Origin of the sequence: Sediminibacterium roseum, assembly GCF_009939005.1 — a bacterium.
GTDB lineage: Bacteria > Bacteroidota > Bacteroidia > Chitinophagales > Chitinophagaceae > Sediminibacterium > Sediminibacterium roseum.
The window spans coordinates 268255-286052 of the sequence record NZ_JAACJS010000012.1 but is presented as its reverse complement, the minus strand read 5'-3'; the positions used below and the strand labels follow the sequence as shown (position 1 = coordinate 286052).

Genomic DNA, 17798 nt, shown 5'->3' with positions numbered 1-17798 from the left:
CAAACCCTCCATTATGAAGAAAGTTTTATTCCTTGCCCTCTTCGCGGTAACGATGCAACTGGTGAATGCACAGGACCTGAAAAAAGTGCAGACCGTTTTTATCCTGAAGAAATTTGACGAAGCGAAAACCGAGATCGATAAGGTAATGGCCGATCCGAAACTGAACACCAAACCGGAAGCATTGTACTGGAAAGCGAAGATATATTCCACCCTGTACAAAGACACAACGCTCCGTGCCAAATACCCTTCGGTAACAAAAGACGCGGAAGAAGCGCTGAAGAATTACATCGCCGCGGACCCGGCCTTTGCCCAGGTGAAAGAGAACGGAGCCGAGCCCTTCTTTGATCTTCAGAACGGGTTGTTCATGGACGGGATCAAGGCCTTCAACAAAAAGAACTGGGAGCTGGCAGCGAGTGATTTCAAATCATCCGTAGATTTCAGCGACATCATGTTCAAGAACAAATGGGCGAATACGACCATGGCCTTCGACTCAACCTCGTTGCTCTATGCAGCCTATGCCTACCAGAACGGTGGCAAACAGGCAGAGGCGATCAAGTATTACACCAGGCTGGCAGATTCAAAAGTTACAAGCATCAATGGCGAATCGATCGAAGATTCATACAAGTTCATCGTGAACTATTACCTGAACCAGAAAGACGAGCCCAACTTCAAGAAATACGTTGCAGCGGCAAGGGAATCTTTCCCGAAATTCCCTGCAGATGAGTTTGAGATCGATTATTTCGACAACAACTATTCGCTCCAGCAAAAGGCAGACCTGTTCGATAAAGAAGACGCAGCAGGAACATTGAGCGAAGCAAAATACCTGACCTTTGGCGATATCTTCGTACACGCTAAAGAGAAAGAAAAACTCGACAGCACAACCGGCATCAAATACACGATGAAAGCCGGCGAGGCCTTCAAAAAAGCTTACGCAAAGAACCCGCAGAACGCGATCGCAGCATTCAACGTAGGTATCATCTACTACAATATCTACAGTGCATACGACGATAAGGCTTCTTTCAACAGGCGCGCCATGCAGGCGATCAATGCGGCCAATGCAGAAAAACCTGCCGAGAAAGATCCTAAAAAGAAAGCAGCGGCGCAGGCGGCCCTGGATGCAAAACTTGAACCTTACAAGAAAGAAAACGCCGAACTCGAAAAACCAATGATGGAAAACCTCGACGTAGCGGTGGAATGGCTGGAAAAATCTTATACGATCCTGAAAGACAAACCGCAAAAATCAAACGTGGAAAAGAACATCACGGGTAAATCTGTCGATTTCCTCGCAAACCTGTACGCTTACAAACGCGACAGGCTGAAAGGAAAGGACCAGAAAGCCTTCGATCTCTACGATGCGAAATACAAAATGTACGACGACCTGCACGGAAAACAGTAATCCCTGTAGACGAAAATTACCAAAGGAGCCGGCTGAATAGCTGGCTCTTTTTTTGCAGCATGGCAGATGGCCCCTGTACCATAAAACCAAATCCTATGTTACGCTCCAGATCCTTTGCCGCCTGGCTGTTTGCAGCAGCATTTACCATAACTGTTTCGTCGTGCACAAAAAAAGATACTTCCGGTGTTCCTGGAGACGATCCGCCATCGACCGTTGAACCCACCATTAAAACAGAGACCCTCATCACGGGTTATGAGATCATCTGGGGAATGGATTTCCTGCCCGATGGCGATCTGCTCTTCACAGAAAAGAAAGGCAAACTCCACCGCTATCACACGGGAGCGGTTATAGAAATTACCGGCCTGCCAGCAGTAAACACCAATGGGCAGGGAGGCCTACTTGACATTAAAGTTCACCCTGATTACGCGGCCAATGGCTGGGTGTATTGTACCTATTCGGGTTTTGATGCCAATAAGAATGGTGTTCTTACCCTGGTCCGGTTCAGGATCAATGGCACCGCGATTGCCAACCTGGAAACCCTGCTGGTGGCATCAACACCCAATACCTGGGGCGGTCACTACGGGAGCAGGATCGCATTTGACAATGCGGGTTTCCTGTACGTGAGCGTGGGTGAGGGTGGCCCGGGAACACAGGGCGGCGCGAATTCGCTCAACAAAAACGCACAGAATGTAAAAGCGGAATGGGGTAAAGTGCACCGTATGACACCAGACGGGAAGGCTCCTGCCGATAATCCCATTCTGCCCGGGAATACAGTACCATCGACCGTTTTCACCTATGGCCACCGCAATCCGCAGGGGCTCGCCTTAAATCCCTTCACCAATGAAATATGGGAAGACGAGCACGGCCCGAAAGGAGGGGACGAGATCAACATCATCCGCAAAGGAAACAATTACGGCTGGCCGTTCTATTCATACGGCGTCAATTACGATGGCAGTATGATCAGTGCCAACCCGGAAGCAGCCGGCATTACCAATCCCATCCATACCTGGACCCCCTCGATCGCCCCATGCGGGATGGCGTTTATTACCAGTAACAAATACGGCCCCTGGAAAGGAAACGTGCTTGTTGGCTCGCTGGCCTTTACACACCTGACGCGGCTCCAGGTCGGCAACAATACCATCACCAAAGAAACCAAAATGCTCGAAGGTGTGGGCCGTGTACGAAATGTGAAACAAGGGCCGGATGGGTTGATTTATGTGAGTGTGGAGGGGCCGGGGAGGATTATTAGGTTGATGCCGCAGTAGATTTGTAAACAATTATAAAGTACTTCTTTGCCGCTGGCCAATATCAGATCTCAACATTAGATTATTTCAATTGGGAGGGGCCGAAAATTACAACATAATTGTTTGGCGTAAATTGTAGTATGGAACAATTAGAATTGCTGACAACCACATTAGACATTAGGATTCGCGGTGAAATAAACTATATCTGTGGCCTGATCGAACATCAACTTTTAAGAATAATTATTTATTCTAAAGCTTACAAAGAAGAAAAGCCTGTGGATTTAAAAAGGACAACATTTGCTGTAAAAGTGGATATGGCGCAGAAGGCCATTAGGCAAAAAGATGAAAAATTGCTTTCTCAATCGAAGCAGATCTTTGAGGTACTAAGGTCAAAGGTAGACTATCGAAATTTAATGATTCATGGAAAATACGAATGGAACCCATCAGATTTGACACACCTATATGTTTGGGATATTGTGACTGCTGACGATGAAGATAAAACGCAGTTTCACGAACTGTTTAAGTTTGAATTAGGAGATATTGCAGATACAAATACAATATTGATGAATATATATAACAACTTAGTGCCAGTTGCGGCCCAGTTTGAACGTTTTGGCCTTACCGGAACTTGGGCATGAATACCGCAAATTAATGCAGTAATAATCCGTGAATAATAATCCTTCAATTCCATTCAATTCTTTGTAGTTTATGTAAACCATAGCCGTGTGGGTTAGCGATAACTTTAGCCGCTGGAATATTTCGTGCAATGACTTTGGACGCAGACAGATAAAACAAGATCAGTTAAGCTAACTCATTTAACATAATGTTAATTATAGGACAATAATAATATAAAACTCGATCAGAGGGTGAGCATTAACTCGAGTCAAAGGATTTTCTGGGTTCCTTAAGTTTTTCTGACTCAGATATCCAACGTTTTATAGTTATTGATATTGAAAAAAGTTCACAATAACCGGTGGGATCAGCACGCAATTCAACGCGCCAGTGTCATCTATAGTCCTTGAAGTTAACGTTGAGTAAAATTCCTTTGGAAGCTTTCCTTCTTCTTTATCGACAATTAAAAAGACAGGAATTACAAGCGTGATTTTCTTTCCGGCTTTATTGCTCCAGCATGTCGCTGTTGCATTCAGTGCCGCGCGGACTTTAGCTGATATGTCACTTTCTGTCTTATACAGTTCCTTGACTGAGGCAACGCCCTTGTTGTCAAGATCGATTTTGAAAAACAGGAGATCATCCCTTGATATGCCCTTAATTCGTGTGGTGATGTCCCGGACAATATCCCGTTTAAGCGAATCAAACGTTCTGCTTTCTAGCACACTTTTACCCTTATAGAACGGGATTTGTGCCTGACCAAGCAAGCCTATCAGACAAAATGCAGCCAGTGTTATAGTATTTTTCATACCTAAAATTACATGAAGGTTACAATGGACAACTACATCAATGCCTGGTGACCGCCCCCTAAACCGCCTTACGATATCTCCCTCTAATACGACTCAGCGTTTCAATCGTCATTCCAAGGTATGAAGCAATATCCTTCAAAGCGAGCCTTTGCTGCAGATGCGGGAAATGCTTGATGAAAAAACGATAACGGTCTTCGGCCAGCGGCTTGCGCATGTTGTACAGTTCAACCTCCAGGAAAAACAGGTACCGCTCGGTTGTCACGCGTATAATGGTGTTGAACACCGGGTGGTTCTTCAGCAATTCCTGCATGGCATCATAGTGCAGGCTGGCAACCGTGGTGTCTTCCAGGGCAACAATATATTCATTGCCCGGCCGGCGGCTGTAAAAACTGAAGATGGACGTAATGATCGTTTGCTCATAAAGGAACTTGGTTACCACCTCGGTCATATCATCATCCTTCAGATAATAACTTTTCACGAGTCCTTCCAACACAAAACTCGCGTAATTGGATGTTTTGCCCGGCACCAGCAACAGTTCGCCTTTCTGGAACGTCTGCACCCGAACGGCCTTATAGATGTCCCGCAGCAGTTCCTCCGGCATTTCATAAATGCTGTTCCAGTAATCAATTACGGGGCGTATCTTATATAAAGATTGAATGGGTTCCACATGATAATTTTGAAAAGGTCATCCGCACCGGCAGCCGGATCCTGCCTATGACACTTCGATCTTAGAAATGGTTGCGTGTATATCATATATATAGATAATACCGCGGGATTCTTCAAACCGGCTTTTTGCGGGTTCTGCGTCAGTTTCATACGGATCATCGGGATTCGGCTGTTCGCCACACATCCGCGCATAATCCCGGAAGGCATCGTCTACCGGCCCGGAAAGATCGAGATGGAACAACAGCCTGCACAGGAATTCTATTGGGTTTTTCATAACATGGATATCAGGCCATGAAATTAAAACCGATTGTTTTTTCCGGGTTTGATGTAGATCAAATTCCATTTCTCAAATGCCACCCATACCCAAAAAAGATCAATTCCTGTTTTCAGCCCCCAAAACCAACTCCTCACCGATTCCCTGATTTTAATTTTTTAAAAAGGATTTAACCGGATATTTTTATAGGGTGAGAAAAAAATTCATGTTCCGCCCCCAGCGGTGCCTAACACCCAAAACCAACTGAATGCTACGGAAAAAAACCTGTCTCCTGGCCATGCTCTTGCTGGCCCTGTTCTCAAATGCACAAAACATCCCGACGCCGAAGGAACATTTCGGGTTCAACATCGGCGACAATTACCAGCTCGCTACTTACACACAGACCGAAGCCTATGTGAAGAAAGTTGCAGCCGCTTCCGACCGCGCCAAGCTGGTAGACATCGGCAAGACCGAAGAAGGCCGTTCCCAGTTCATGATGATCATCACCTCTCCTGCCAACCAGAAGAAACTGGATCGTTACAAAGAGATCTCCCGTCGCCTCGCACACGCCGAAGACCTTACCGATGAGCAGGCACGTGCGCTCGCTGCAGAAGGTAAAACCGTGGTATGGATCGACGGCGGCCTGCACGCTACCGAAGTAGTAGGCGCTCACCAGCTGATCGAGATCATCTACCAACTCACCAGCCGCAAAGACGCAGAGACCATGCGGATCCTCGACAATGTGATCGTGCTTTGCACACATGCCAACCCAGACGGACAGGAACTCGTTTCCAACTGGTACATGCGCAACCCGGCGCCTGAAAAAAGATCAACCAGCCAGCTGCCAAGGCTCTATGAAAAATACGCGGGCCACGACAACAACCGCGATTTCTTTATGATGAACCTGCGCGAAACACAGAACATAAACAGGCAACTGTATATCGAATGGCTGCCGCAGATCATGTACAACCACCACCAGACCGGCCCTCCGGGCGCGGTGGTAGCGGGCCCTCCTTTCCGCGACCCGTTCAACTATGCTTTTGACCCGGGTATTATTTCGGGCCTCGATGCGGTAGGCGCCACCATGAGCAACCGCCTTAACCTCGAAGGAAAACCAGGGTACACGCAACGCGCAGGCTCGAACTATTCAACCTGGTACAATGGTGGATTGAGAACAACCACGTATTTCCACAACATGATCGGTTTGCTGACCGAGATCATCGGCGGCCCAACACCACAGGACATTCCGCTGGTTCCGCAGCGTTTGATACCGAGCGGCGCAACAAATTATCCCGTGTTACCGCAGAAATGGTATTTCAGGAATTCGATCGACTATTCCGTATCGATGAATTATGCCGTACTCGATTATGCGGCGCGCAACAGCGACCTGTTGCTGTACAACATGTACAAGATGGGAAGAAATTCCATCGAACGCGGAAGCAAGGATTACTGGACCTTATCTCCCAAGAAGATTGCCGAGATCGAACAACTCAACAAGAATGAACAGCAGCGAAACGGCACCACGGCAGCGCCACAACGCCCCGGTGGCGGTGGTGGATTTGGCGGCGGCGGCGTGCCGATGAAATTCTACGACAGCGTTCTGAAAAATGCGTCTCTCCGCGATCCGCGTGGCTATATCCTTCCTTCCGATCAACCCGATTTCCCTACGGCGGTGCGTTTTGTAAATGCGCTGATCAGGACGGGCGTGCTGGTGCACAAAGCGTCTGCTAAATTCACCGTTGGCGGTAAAGAATACCCCGAAGGATCCTATGTGATCAAAACAAACCAGGCATTCCGCCCGCACGTGATGGATCTCATGGAACCACAGGATCACCCGAACGATTTCCTTTACCCGGGCGGCCCGCCGGTAGCGCCTTATGATGCTGCTGGATGGACGCTCGCGTATTCAATGGGCATCAGGTACGATCGCTTCCTGGATGATTTCACCGGGCCGTTTGAACGCATCCCTTACGGGGAACTGCAGTCTGCCAAGGCTCCGGCCTTGCCCACCGCTTCTGCCGGTTATATCCTCAATTCACAATCAAATGCATCTTACACCGCGGCGAACGACTTGCTGAAAGAAGGCGTTGAAGTGTTTCGCGTGCAGGAAGCCGTTGCAGGAACCAATGCGGCCATCGGTTCTTTCTTTGTTCCGGCGTCTGCAAAAGCAAAATCCATCGTTGAAAAATCGGCTGCGGAAAACGGCCTCCAGGTTGGCACCATCGCAAAACGCCCGGTATCACTGAAGAAGATCGCGCCATCGCGCATCGCATTGTGGGATACCTATGGCGGATCGATGCCTTCGGGGTGGGTTCGCTTTATCATGGAGCAATACCATTACCCGGTAGAGGTGATCTATCCGAAAGACATCGACACCGGCGGCCTTCGTGCCAAATACGATGTGATCATTTTTGTTGATGGCGCCATCCCCGCACCACCGAGCGTTCTTGCCGGCGGACGTGGTGGTTTTGGCGGCGGCGGATTTGGTGGCGGTGCCAGCGACAACATTCCCGATGAATTCAAAAGAATGCAGGGAAGGATCAGCGCCGATAAATCCATCCCGCAACTGAAAAAATTCATGGAAGAAGGTGGCGATATCGTTACCATCGGATCAAGCACCAACCTCGCCTATCACCTGAATCTGCCGGTAAGCAACGCGCTTGTTGAAATGGTGAACGGACAGGAACAAAGGCTGCCTGGTGAAAAATATTACATACCGGGAAGCATACTGCGCGTTAGCATCGACTCAACAGAACAGGCCGCATGGGGAATGAATGCGCAGGCTGATGTGTATTTCGATGCGAGCCCCGTGTTCAACATCGCACCCGATGCAAACGCAAAAGGCGCCGTGAAGCCGATCGCATGGTTCCCGAACGCAAAACCACTGCGCAGCGGATGGGCCTGGGGACAAGCCTACCTGCAAAACGGCGTGGCAGCTTTTGTTGCCAATGTGGGCCAGGGAAAACTCTATGCATTCGGCCCCGAGATCACTTTCCGCGCACAAACGCATGGAACCTTCAAGTTGTTGTTTAATGAATTGTATACAACGGCGCCAGTGGTTGGAAAGAAATAACCAACACGGCTGACCGTCTTAAAAAAATACTGCGCACCACGAAATGCGCAGTATTTTTTTGCCCGGTGAAGAATAAATACTTTTTATCTCATCAATAAATAGCTCAACACTGATTATACCCGGCTAATCGCTAACTTTATCCGATAAAATCACCACCCATGCACGTGTACGAAAACCTGGTTGATGCATTAAAGGATCTGAAGAATCGTGGATTTACCACCGATTTCAACATTGCGTTTGACAACATTCAATGCCAGGCCTCGGGTGTTTGTCTCTCCCCTTCCCAATTCGAAATTGTTGAACATTACCGTTTCGAAGGCGAGACCAACCCTTCCGATTCCAGCGTGATCTACGCGGTTCAGTCGCTCGACGGCTCCATGAAAGGAACGCTCATCAGCGCCTACGGTGTTTACAGCGATGCCGTGAGTGAACAGATGATCCAGAAATTATACGTACACGAGAGTTAGAAGTTCCGGATCGGTCCAGAAACTTTTACTCCCGACTCCAATTGTTGTTATGCAAAGAAGAAAATTCCTTCACCTCAGCTCACTTGGCCTCGGCGCTTTCTCGTTCAAAGGCTTTGCCGGGGGAAAGATGGCCGCGCGCAAACCGATCGTTATTTCTACCTGGCAAACGGGCATTGCCGCCAATGCCGCCGCCTGGAACGTTTTGCGCAATGGCGGCCGCGCACTGGATGCCGTGGAGCAGGGCGTGATGGTTACGGAGGCTTCGCAGAATTGCTGCGTAGGACTCGGCGCCAATCCCGACCGCGATGGTTTTGTTACACTCGATTCCTGCATTATGGATGAACATGCCAACTGCGGAAGCGTTGCTTTCCTCGAGCGCATCAAACATCCCGTATCGGTGGCGCGCCGCGTGATGGAAAAAACACCACATGTAATGCTGGTGGGCTCCGGTGCACAGCAGTTTGCCGTTGAACAGGGCTTCCCCCTTGAACCACAGCAACTGTCGGCCGAAGCGGAACGCAACTACAAAGAGTGGCTCAGGAAAGGCGAGTACAAACCTGTGATCAACATCGAAAACACAAAGAGCCAAACTTCCTCTGCCCCCAAACGTTTCGACAACGGAGAATGGAACCATGATACCATCGGCATGGTGGCAATGGATGCGGCGGGCAACCTGAGCGGCAGCTGCACCACAAGCGGACAGGGTTTTAAAATGCGCGGCCGGCTGGGCGACTCGCCCATCATTGGTGCGGGCCTGTTTGTAGACAACGAAGTGGGCGCCGCTACTGCAACCGGCCAGGGCGAAGACGTGATCCGCATCTGTGGCTCCCATCTTGTGGTTGAACTTATGCGGCAGGGCCTTTCGCCCGAAGCGGCCTGTAAAAAGGCAGTGGAACGCATCATCCGGATCAAAGGCAGCAAGGCAAAGGAAATACAGGTAGGTTTCATCGCCATCAACAAACAGGGGCAATACGGCGGATACTGCATCCAGAAAGGTTTTGACTTTGCCGTATGCTATGCCGACGATAAAAATTTCCTGGTGGATGGAAAATACCTGCTGTAAATTTTCGCAACCGTTCATTTAAAATCAAAAACAGAAAACATTGTTGTTAGAAATAGCCGTATTCAACATAGGATCCGCCTTGCGGGCCGTTGAAGCTGGCGCCGACAGGCTCGAACTCTGCGAAAATCCCGGCGAAGGCGGCACCACGCCATCATACGGAACATTGAAAACAGCGAGGGAAAAGATCAAAATACCGGTGTTCCCGATCATTCGTCCAAGGGGCGGGGATTTTCTGTACACCGCCGGCGAGTTTGAAGTGATAAAGAAAGACATCGCCCTTTGTAAAGAACTGGGTTTTGAAGGTGTGGTAACCGGTTTGCTGCTTGCAGACGGAACCATAGATGCCACACGCACAAAAGAGCTGGTTTCCCTCGCATACCCCATGGAAGTCACGTTTCACCGGGCTTTCGACCGTTCGACCGATCCGGTCGAATCGCTTGAAACCATCATCCGTTGTGGTTGCCAGCGGATCCTCACCAGCGGGCAGGTACCCAATGCCGGCGACGCGAAGACAGTGCTCAGGGACCTGGTTGAAAAAGCAGGCGACCGCATCATCATCCTTCCGGGGAGTGGTGTTCGCAGCAGCAACATCAAAGAGATCGCTGATTATACGGGTGCAGTGGAGATGCATTCTTCCGCAAGAACCAATGAGGCCTCTTTGATGGCCTACAAAAAGGAAAGTATGAACGAAGAACTGAAAAATGTTTCGGTAGATGTGGATGAGATCAGGAAAATGAAAGCCGCCTTCAACGCACAACAGTGAACATACTGCAAGAACTAGGGGCAGAACATTCGAAAGCGCAGGCATTGAAAATTGCTGCGTATGCCTGTGCATCGAAAAAGAACTTCAGGGAACTGATGAAGTGTTTTCTGTCGGATGACTACCGCATTGCGCAGCGCGCCGCATGGAGCGTGAGCTGGGCCGCGAGGCAGCAGCCGGGTATGATCGTTCCGTACATCAAAGAACTTGTTGCGCAGATGCAGCGCAAAGACGTACACAATGCGGTAGTGAGAAATTCGGTACGCATCCTTGAAGCGATAGAGATACCGGAGGAATTTCATGGCGAAGTGATGAACGTATGTTTCGCATTTATCGAATCGCCCGCCACACCGGTTGCCGTTAAGGCTTTCGCGCTGACAACCCTCTTCAATCTCTCCAAAAAATACCCCGACATCCGCGCTGAATTGAAACTGGTCATTGAAGAGAGATGGGACATGGAAACAGCCGCATTCAGGAGCAGGGGGAGAAAAATACTGAAAGCGATAGAGTAATCTTGTATAGGTTTGTAACCGTTTTCTTTGGATTATTCGTATTATCTGAACCAACCTGTAACCAATCTGTCTAAATTTCTTTTCAGAGATTGGTTTTAAATTTGAATAAATACCAGTAATAATACCGTGACATACGGCTGACCGAAAGCAGTGCTACCGCTACTGTTTATGTTACCCGGTTTGATTAATTTCATTTGTGAAAATAATCGCTAAATTCGGCTGCTTACCATGTTTTATCTCCTCTTACTCCTGCTTTGCGTTTTCAGTTTTACCATAGGGTATGCATGGCGGAGCTTGTTTAAGCTGGCCGGCGGAAATCTCATATTGTTTTATCTGTATCATTTCGGACTTACGCTCACGGTAATAGCTGTTTTTTACCTGCTTGACAAGACCCTGTTTACTAGTATTTCTGCATGGGGAGCTTATAAGAAACCAAACATTCCAGGTATTGTGGTCGATAGCATCGTAACATTTTGCCTGATTCCTTTGGTTCTGGAATGCGTGCCATTTTTCAAAAAAAGCCGCGGGGAAGAGAAGTACACGCAAGTCTTTAAAGGCAAAATTCTGCCAGGAAGCCTTCTCCCGAAAAACAATACAGAACTGCTGTTTTTTTCGTTGTTTACTTTAGAAGGTGTTGTGCTGGAAGAAGTACTGTACCGGCAGGTTTTATTTTACATATTGATGAACATCTGGGCTGTGGACCCTCTTGTAATCATAAGCTTCGGAGCGGCTTTGTTTTCGCTTGCACATGTGAGAAAACTGAAGGGAGAATTGGTTCCCTACTTCGTACTCGGTTTGGCATTCGGGATTTTCTACCTATACACAAGGAACCTCTCATTGGTGATTGCATTGCATTTTCTTATGAATACCACTGAAATAATAATTGCTTACAAGCGCATACGGAGCGGGAAAATTGTTTCTTAAAAAAAGATCAGGCAACGAGCCAGCCCTTGTTCAATGAATGGATGAAGATAAACTGTGCAAAGTAGAACAATAATGGGCGGCGGCCCGATACATTCAATACTGTTCGAGGGGACAAATGAAGTCCGAAGGCAGCCGATTTTTTTTCAGCAATATAGTGTTTTGTTGTATTTAGAAATTGATTCTTCTTTAGCAATTGGCATTTGGAACACACACATTTGACGCGAGGCTCCGATTATGGGTCCTTTACAAATAGTATATAGCCGGCTTCAATTACCGGGCGCCACTAAATTAATACAACATCCGCACCTTGATCGTGCCTTTTACATTCTTCATCAACGCAATGGCTTCTTTGGAAAGTTTTTTGTCAACATCCAGCACCACATAACCCACCGCATCGTTTGTTTTGAGGTATTGGCCGAGGATATTGATGTTGTTTTTAGACAATGCCGTATTGATCTCGCTCAATACGCCCGGAACATTGTGGTGTATGTGAAGGATGCGGTGCGCATTCTCAACCGGCGGCAGGCCGATGGCCGGAACCGTGTGCGATCCGTTGGTGATGCCGCGTTCGAGGTATTGGAACAGTTTAACGCTCACGTCTTCACCAATGTTCTGCTGTGCTTCTTCCGTAGACCCGCCGATGTGCGGCGTAAGTAGCACATTGGGTAAACCCTGCAAAGGCGTTTCAAAGGTATCGCCGTTCTTTTCGGGTTCCCATGGATACACATCGATGGCCGCGCCGCTGAGGCTGCCGTCTTCGAGCGAATTGGCCAGGGCTTTGAGGTCTACCACTTCTCCCCTTGCATAGTTGATCAATATGGATCCGGGTTTGAATGATTTGAGCAATGATTTATTGATCAGGTTTTTTGTCTGGTTTGTTTCGGGCACATGCAGGGAGATGATATCCGATTGAGATACGAGCTCCTTCAGGTTTTTCGCGGCCGATGCATTGCCCAGGGGCAGTTTGGTTTCGGTATCGTAAAACAGCACCTTCATGCCCAGGCTCTCGGCCAGCACGCTTACCTGCGATCCGATGTTCCCATAGCCGATGATGCCGAGTGTTTTTCCGCGCAGCTCGTAACTGCCTTTGGCATCCTTCATCCAGATGCCTTTGTGCGCCGCATTGTTCTTATCGATGATGCGGCGGATGAGCATGATCGACGAACCGATCACCAGTTCGGCCACGCTTCTTGTATTGCTGTAGGGCGCGTTGAACACAACAACACCGGCCTGGGTGGCGGCTTTCAGGTCAACCTGGTTCACCCCTATGCAAAAACAGCCGATCGCCTGTAACTTGGTAGCTGCAGCGAGCACTTTTGCGGAGATATGTGTTTTGGAACGGATGCCGAGTAGATGAACGTCTTTGATCTCCCTGATCAGCTCCTCCTCGCTCAGGGCACCCGTAAGTTTGCGCGCCTTTACATAGCCATTCCGGTTGAACTGCTGAACGGCTTTGTCGCTGATGTTTTCAAGAAAAAGAATATTGATCCGGTCTTTCGGATAACTGGTGGTCGCTTGCTTGCTCATGCCCACGAAAATAACAATGTTATTTGTTTTAGCCCAATGTAGATAGTTTTCCACGTTACAACAGCGGCCAACGGCGGGCATTACCTTTGCAGCTTACGAACAAAATTGACTCCGCATGCAGATTTCGAAGATGATCCCATTGTTTACCTTTCTTGTGATAGCCTGTGGTTCTCAATCATCTTCGCCTGAGTTGAAAAGTGCCGTAACCACCAATCACATAGATGGCTTCACCCCGCTCAGCGGGAAAGAAAAAGCCTATTACGCAGCGGCCATCGAACCGCTTTTCAGGAATGGTTTGGGAAGGGGCAATTTCAGCGGGGGCATCCTTCTGGCAAAGAACGGCGAGATCGTTTTTGAAGACTACCGTGGTATTTATGATACGAGGACGCGCAAAGCCATCGATTCTACCACACCGCTGCACGTGGCCTCTATTTCAAAAACCTTCACTTCGGCGGCGATTTTGAAATTGATGGAGGAAGGAAAGCTTTCGCTCGAAGACCGTGTTCAGAAATACCTGCCTTCGTTCCCTTATGAAAACATCACCATCAAAAACCTGCTTTCGCACAGGAGCGGGTTGCAGAAATACGAGGTGTTCATGCAGGGCACGCGTTCAGAAGCTTACAAAACAAAGAACAGGAAGGGGCGCACCATTACGCGGTACCGCACCATCAAAACGCCGCTCACCTTCAACGGGCTTGCCACCAACCGCGATGTGCTCAATTACCTCGCCATGCGCCGTCCGGCACTGATCGGCACGCCAAACCGTTTTTACAATTACTGCAATACCAATTTCGCCATACTTGCCCTGATCGTGGAAGAGATCTCGGGGATGGACTTTCCCACTTACCTTACAACGTACGTGTTCCAACCGCTGGGCATGAAGCACAGTTATGTGTTCAGCATAAAGGATTCTGCCAATTACGTTCCTTCGTACAATTACCGGTTTTCACCTTTTAAACTGGAGAAGCTGGATTGTATTTATGGAGACAAGAACGTGTACACTACCGTGCGCGACCTGCTTTTGTGGGACCGCGCCCTGTACCTAGGTACGTTTATCTCGGCCAAAAGCCAGGAATTGGCCTATACACCGTATAGTTTTGAAAAGCGGGGCGAGAAAAATTACGGGTTGGGCTGGCACCTGCTGGTTCATCCGCCGGATCCTACCATTGTTTACCACAACGGATGGTGGCATGGCAATACCGCATCATTCAAACGGCTGGTGGCCGATACGGCAACGGTGATCATCATCGGCAACAACTTCAACCGGGCCATCTGGAGCGCGGGAAAGATGAGCTCGGTGTTTACGGGCCGGGCAGACACTACTTCGCTCGACCTGATAGACCAATAACTTACCGCAGGCCGCTCATTTTATACACACTCGCACAGAAAAGGGGCGATAGGGAGCGTTTTTAGCCAAATCCTCCTATTTTTGCAGACTTTTAAAAAACAGCAGATTAAATCGCTTTATGGAAAGAATCATGTTTTATGCCGTCCCGGCAATGGGGATCGTAGGTCTCCTTTACACATTGATAAAATTTAATTGGGTATCGAAGCAGGATGCGGGCAGTGACCGTATGAAAGAGATCAGCACCTACATCGCAGAAGGTGCCATGGCTTTCCTGAAAGCGGAATACAAGATCCTCGGCTATTTTGTAGTAGTGGTTGGGCTGTTGTTGGGTGTGATGGGTTATTCTGACGCCAACAGCCACTGGAGCATTGCACTGGCATTTGTACTGGGTGCGTTTTTCAGTGCCCTGGCCGGTTTTATCGGTATGAAAGTGGCCACTAAGGCAAACGTTCGTACGGCGCAGGCCGCAAGAACAAGCCTCAGCAAGGCCCTGAAGGTTTCCTTCACCGGTGGATCGGTAATGGGAATGGGTGTTGCGGGTCTGGCGGTATTGGGCCTGGGAGCACTCTTCATCATCCTCAAAATGATCTTTGCACCGAACGCCGCTGTTGACAGCGAAGAAATGAAAAGAACCATCGAAGTGCTCACCGGATTCTCGCTGGGCGCAGAAAGCATCGCGTTGTTTGCGCGTGTGGGTGGTGGTATCTATACCAAGGCAGCAGATGTGGGCGCCGACCTCGTAGGTAAAGTAGAAGCAGGCATTCCTGAAGACGATCCGCGCAACCCTGCAACCATTGCAGACAACGTGGGAGATAACGTGGGAGACGTTGCCGGTATGGGCGCCGATCTGTTCGGCAGCTATGTGGCAACAGTTCTTGCAACAATGGTTCTCGGAAGAGAAGTGACAGGTGCGGGCGGCGCATTGCTGAACGACAGGTTCAGCGGGTTGTCACCCATCCTCCTCCCTATGCTCATCGCGGCCATGGGTATCCTTTTCTCGATCATCGGAACATGGTTTGTAAAAATATCAGATGCAGCCGGTGTTGGCACCCAAAAAGTGCAGGCCGCATTGAACATGGGCAACTGGGGATCGATCGTATTGACCGCAGTAGCCTCCTATTTTCTCGTTAACTGGCTCATGCCGGAGCACATGGTGCTGAGAGGTTTCGACTTTACACCGAACCGCATTTTTGGTGCGATCATGGTGGGTCTTGCCGTGGGTACATTAATGAGTATCATTACCGAATATTATACTGCAATGGGCAAACGCCCGGTAAACAGCATCATCCGCCAGTCGTCTACGGGGCATGCCACCAACATCATCGGTGGCCTGGCGATCGGTATGGAAAGTACGCTGTTGCCGATCATTGTTCTTGCCGGTGGTATCTATGGATCGTATGCCTGTGCAGGTTTGTATGGTGTGGCCATAGCCGCAGCAGGTATGATGGCCACTACGGCCATGCAACTCGCGATCGATGCATTTGGCCCGATCGCTGACAATGCAGGCGGTATCGCCGAAATGAGCGAATTGCCAAAAGACGTTCGCGAAAAAACGGACATCCTCGATGCAGTTGGTAACACCACTGCAGCAACCGGTAAAGGTTTTGCGATTGCCTCTGCGGCATTAACGGCGCTCGCGCTCTTTGCGGCATTCGTTGGTATCGCGGGTATTGACGGAATCGATATTTACCATGCAGACGTACTCGCCGGCCTTTTTGTAGGTGGTATGATCCCATTCATCTTCTCCTCTCTCGCCATCCGCGCGGTGGGTGAAGCTGCAATGGCCATGGTACAGGAAGTACGCCGACAGTTCCACAGCATTCCAGGAATCATGGATGGTACGGGCAAGCCGGAGTACGACAAATGCGTTGCCATTTCTACCGAAGCATCCCTCAAAAAAATGATGGTGCCGGGCGCCATCGCGATCATCTCGCCGATCATCATCGGGTTTGTATTCGGAGCCGAAGTACTGGGCGGCTTCCTGGCAGGAGCCACCGTAAGTGGTGTACTGATGGGTATGTTCCAGAACAATGCAGGCGGTGCATGGGACAATGCCAAAAAATCTTTTGAAACAGGCGCCGATATCAACGGAACCATCTATTACAAAGGTTCAGAGCCCCACAAAGCATCGGTAACGGGCGATACCGTTGGTGATCCGTTTAAAGATACTTCAGGGCCATCCATGAACATCCTTATTAAACTGATGTCGATCGTATCGCTGGTCATTGCCCCTACCCTTGCAACATTGCACAAGGCAGGGCCGAAAGTGAACCAGGCGATCGAACAACGCGTGGATGCAAAAGTAAACAGCAGCGATACGGCCATTGTTAAAACCGTTATGTACGGCGATGCGCGTGCATTTAAATCGCTCACCGCAGCATTGAAAGCAGATGGCGTGATCGCCGGCGACAATGCCACTTTGAAAATGAAAGATGGTGTTCTTTACATCAACGACAAACAACAGCCAGACAATATCAAAATGAAATATGCGTCGTTCTTTGGAGGTCAGCAGAATTTCATCGTTGACATCCAGACGAAGAAATAATTACGATCAGAACAATCATAGAAAAGATCCTGGCTTAGGCCGGGATTTTTTTTTGCGTTGATTTTTTCACGCCACGAAAATCAAATTCATTTTTTATTATATTTATTTCATGAAATATATTTTCGCCATTTGCGCTTTCCTGTTGGTTTCATGCGACGGAACGGTTACAAAAAAAACAGCTGTTGTTACAGGGGCAGAAGTTGTGAAAGTGGATGAACCCGTTCCCGTTTCCGAAACCAGGTCCGTTGTAAAAACCACGCCGGCGGCAGAATACAGCGAGCCGCTTAAAGACGAATTGAACGATTGGAAATTCTATGTTGGTTTGTATGAAACAAAACGGACCTTTCATTACACGGTTCATATTCAATGCAAGGAACTGCGCCTTACGGATTCTGTAAACATCCCCAATTTCGGAAGAGAGCCCATCGTTGCGGTTCGCAAAGGCAGGGAACCGCTTACCGCGTTGATCGGTTTTCTCGATAAGAAGAACAACTTTATGGAATACAGGGAAGTTAGTTTTAAAAACGACAGGCTCCGTGTCCGCACCCTGCACACCTATTCCGTGAACGCTTACAGAACAAAAGCTGGAGAATAACTGAGGC

The 17798-nt window shown here is 48.8% G+C and carries 16 protein-coding genes; 12 read left to right on the top strand and 4 right to left on the bottom strand.

Annotated elements, in window-relative coordinates; genetic code table 11:
* Positions 1-13: 13 nt before the first annotated feature.
* The 3 genes from GWC95_RS09540 to GWC95_RS09530 all read left to right on the top strand — a co-directional run bounded on the left by GWC95_RS09540 (position 14) and on the right by GWC95_RS09530 (position 3278).
* Positions 14-1396: a hypothetical protein gene (locus tag GWC95_RS09540; protein WP_161818475.1), complete on the top strand. Its 1383-nt coding sequence runs from the start codon at positions 14-16 to the stop codon at positions 1394-1396.
* A gap of 95 nt (positions 1397-1491) precedes the next feature.
* Positions 1492-2661: a PQQ-dependent sugar dehydrogenase gene (locus tag GWC95_RS09535; RefSeq protein ID WP_161818474.1), complete on the top strand. Its 1170-nt coding sequence runs from the start codon at positions 1492-1494 to the stop codon at positions 2659-2661.
* 119 nt (positions 2662-2780) lie between these two features.
* Positions 2781-3278, top strand: a complete 498-nt coding sequence (locus GWC95_RS09530; protein ID WP_161818473.1) for a hypothetical protein — start codon at positions 2781-2783, stop codon at positions 3276-3278.
* 303 nt (positions 3279-3581) lie between these two features.
* On the opposite strand, the gene GWC95_RS09525 is transcribed toward GWC95_RS09530, so the two are convergent.
* Genes GWC95_RS09525 through GWC95_RS09515 form a run of 3 tightly spaced genes read right to left on the bottom strand, consistent with a single transcriptional unit; the run spans position 3582 to position 4998 of the window.
* A complete protein-coding gene (locus tag GWC95_RS09525) occupies positions 3582-4058 on the bottom strand; it encodes a hypothetical protein (protein ID WP_161818472.1) in 477 nt (158 codons plus the stop codon).
* A 58-nt stretch (positions 4059-4116) separates the two neighbouring features.
* Positions 4117-4725, bottom strand: a complete 609-nt coding sequence (locus tag GWC95_RS09520) for a Crp/Fnr family transcriptional regulator (RefSeq protein ID WP_161818471.1) — start codon at positions 4723-4725, stop codon at positions 4117-4119.
* Positions 4726-4770: 45 nt separating this feature from the next.
* Entirely contained in the window at positions 4771-4998 is a 228-nt protein-coding gene (locus GWC95_RS09515; RefSeq protein ID WP_161818470.1) for a hypothetical protein, read from the bottom strand.
* Between the two features lie 247 nt (positions 4999-5245).
* Here GWC95_RS09515 and GWC95_RS09510 point away from each other — a divergent pair, with 247 nt between their 5' ends.
* The 6 genes from GWC95_RS09510 (at position 5246) to GWC95_RS09485 (ending at position 11776) form a co-directional block, all read left to right on the top strand.
* Positions 5246-8050, top strand: coding sequence for a M14 family metallopeptidase (locus GWC95_RS09510; protein ID WP_161818469.1), 2805 nt, complete (start codon positions 5246-5248; stop codon positions 8048-8050).
* A gap of 158 nt (positions 8051-8208) precedes the next feature.
* Entirely contained in the window at positions 8209-8517 is a 309-nt protein-coding gene (locus GWC95_RS09505) for a phosphoribosylpyrophosphate synthetase (protein ID WP_161818468.1), read from the top strand.
* Between the two features lie 49 nt (positions 8518-8566).
* Positions 8567-9580 (top strand): isoaspartyl peptidase/L-asparaginase family protein, encoded by a 1014-nt coding sequence (locus GWC95_RS09500; RefSeq protein WP_161818467.1) that lies wholly within the window; start codon positions 8567-8569, stop codon positions 9578-9580.
* A 40-nt stretch (positions 9581-9620) separates the two neighbouring features.
* Complete coding sequence (locus GWC95_RS09495; protein ID WP_161818466.1) at positions 9621-10343, top strand: copper homeostasis protein CutC; 723 nt, start codon at positions 9621-9623, stop codon at positions 10341-10343.
* Positions 10340-10852, top strand: a complete 513-nt coding sequence (locus GWC95_RS09490; RefSeq protein ID WP_161818465.1) for a hypothetical protein — start codon at positions 10340-10342, stop codon at positions 10850-10852. The genes GWC95_RS09495 and GWC95_RS09490 overlap by 4 nt, the downstream gene beginning before the upstream one ends.
* A gap of 228 nt (positions 10853-11080) precedes the next feature.
* On the top strand, positions 11081-11776 hold the full coding sequence (locus GWC95_RS09485; RefSeq protein ID WP_161818464.1) for a CPBP family intramembrane glutamic endopeptidase: 696 nt from the start codon (positions 11081-11083) through the stop codon (positions 11774-11776).
* Between the two features lie 288 nt (positions 11777-12064).
* Here GWC95_RS09485 and serA read toward each other — a convergent pair whose 3' ends face one another.
* Positions 12065-13303 carry a phosphoglycerate dehydrogenase gene (serA, locus tag GWC95_RS09480; protein ID WP_161818463.1) on the bottom strand — a complete coding sequence of 413 codons (1239 nt, stop codon included), beginning with the start codon at positions 13301-13303 and terminating at the stop codon, positions 12065-12067.
* A gap of 115 nt (positions 13304-13418) precedes the next feature.
* On the opposite strand from serA, the gene GWC95_RS09475 reads away from it, so the two are divergent.
* From GWC95_RS09475 to GWC95_RS09465, 3 genes are all read left to right on the top strand, one after another.
* A complete protein-coding gene (locus GWC95_RS09475) occupies positions 13419-14651 on the top strand; it encodes a serine hydrolase domain-containing protein (RefSeq protein ID WP_161818462.1) in 1233 nt (410 codons plus the stop codon).
* 118 nt (positions 14652-14769) lie between these two features.
* The gene (locus tag GWC95_RS09470; protein ID WP_161818461.1) at positions 14770-17196 is read left to right on the top strand and encodes a sodium-translocating pyrophosphatase; all 2427 of its coding nucleotides are present in this window, start codon (positions 14770-14772) and stop codon (positions 17194-17196) included.
* Positions 17197-17305: 109 nt separating this feature from the next.
* Entirely contained in the window at positions 17306-17791 is a 486-nt protein-coding gene (locus tag GWC95_RS09465; protein ID WP_161818460.1) for a hypothetical protein, read from the top strand.
* Positions 17792-17798: the final 7 nt, after the last annotated feature.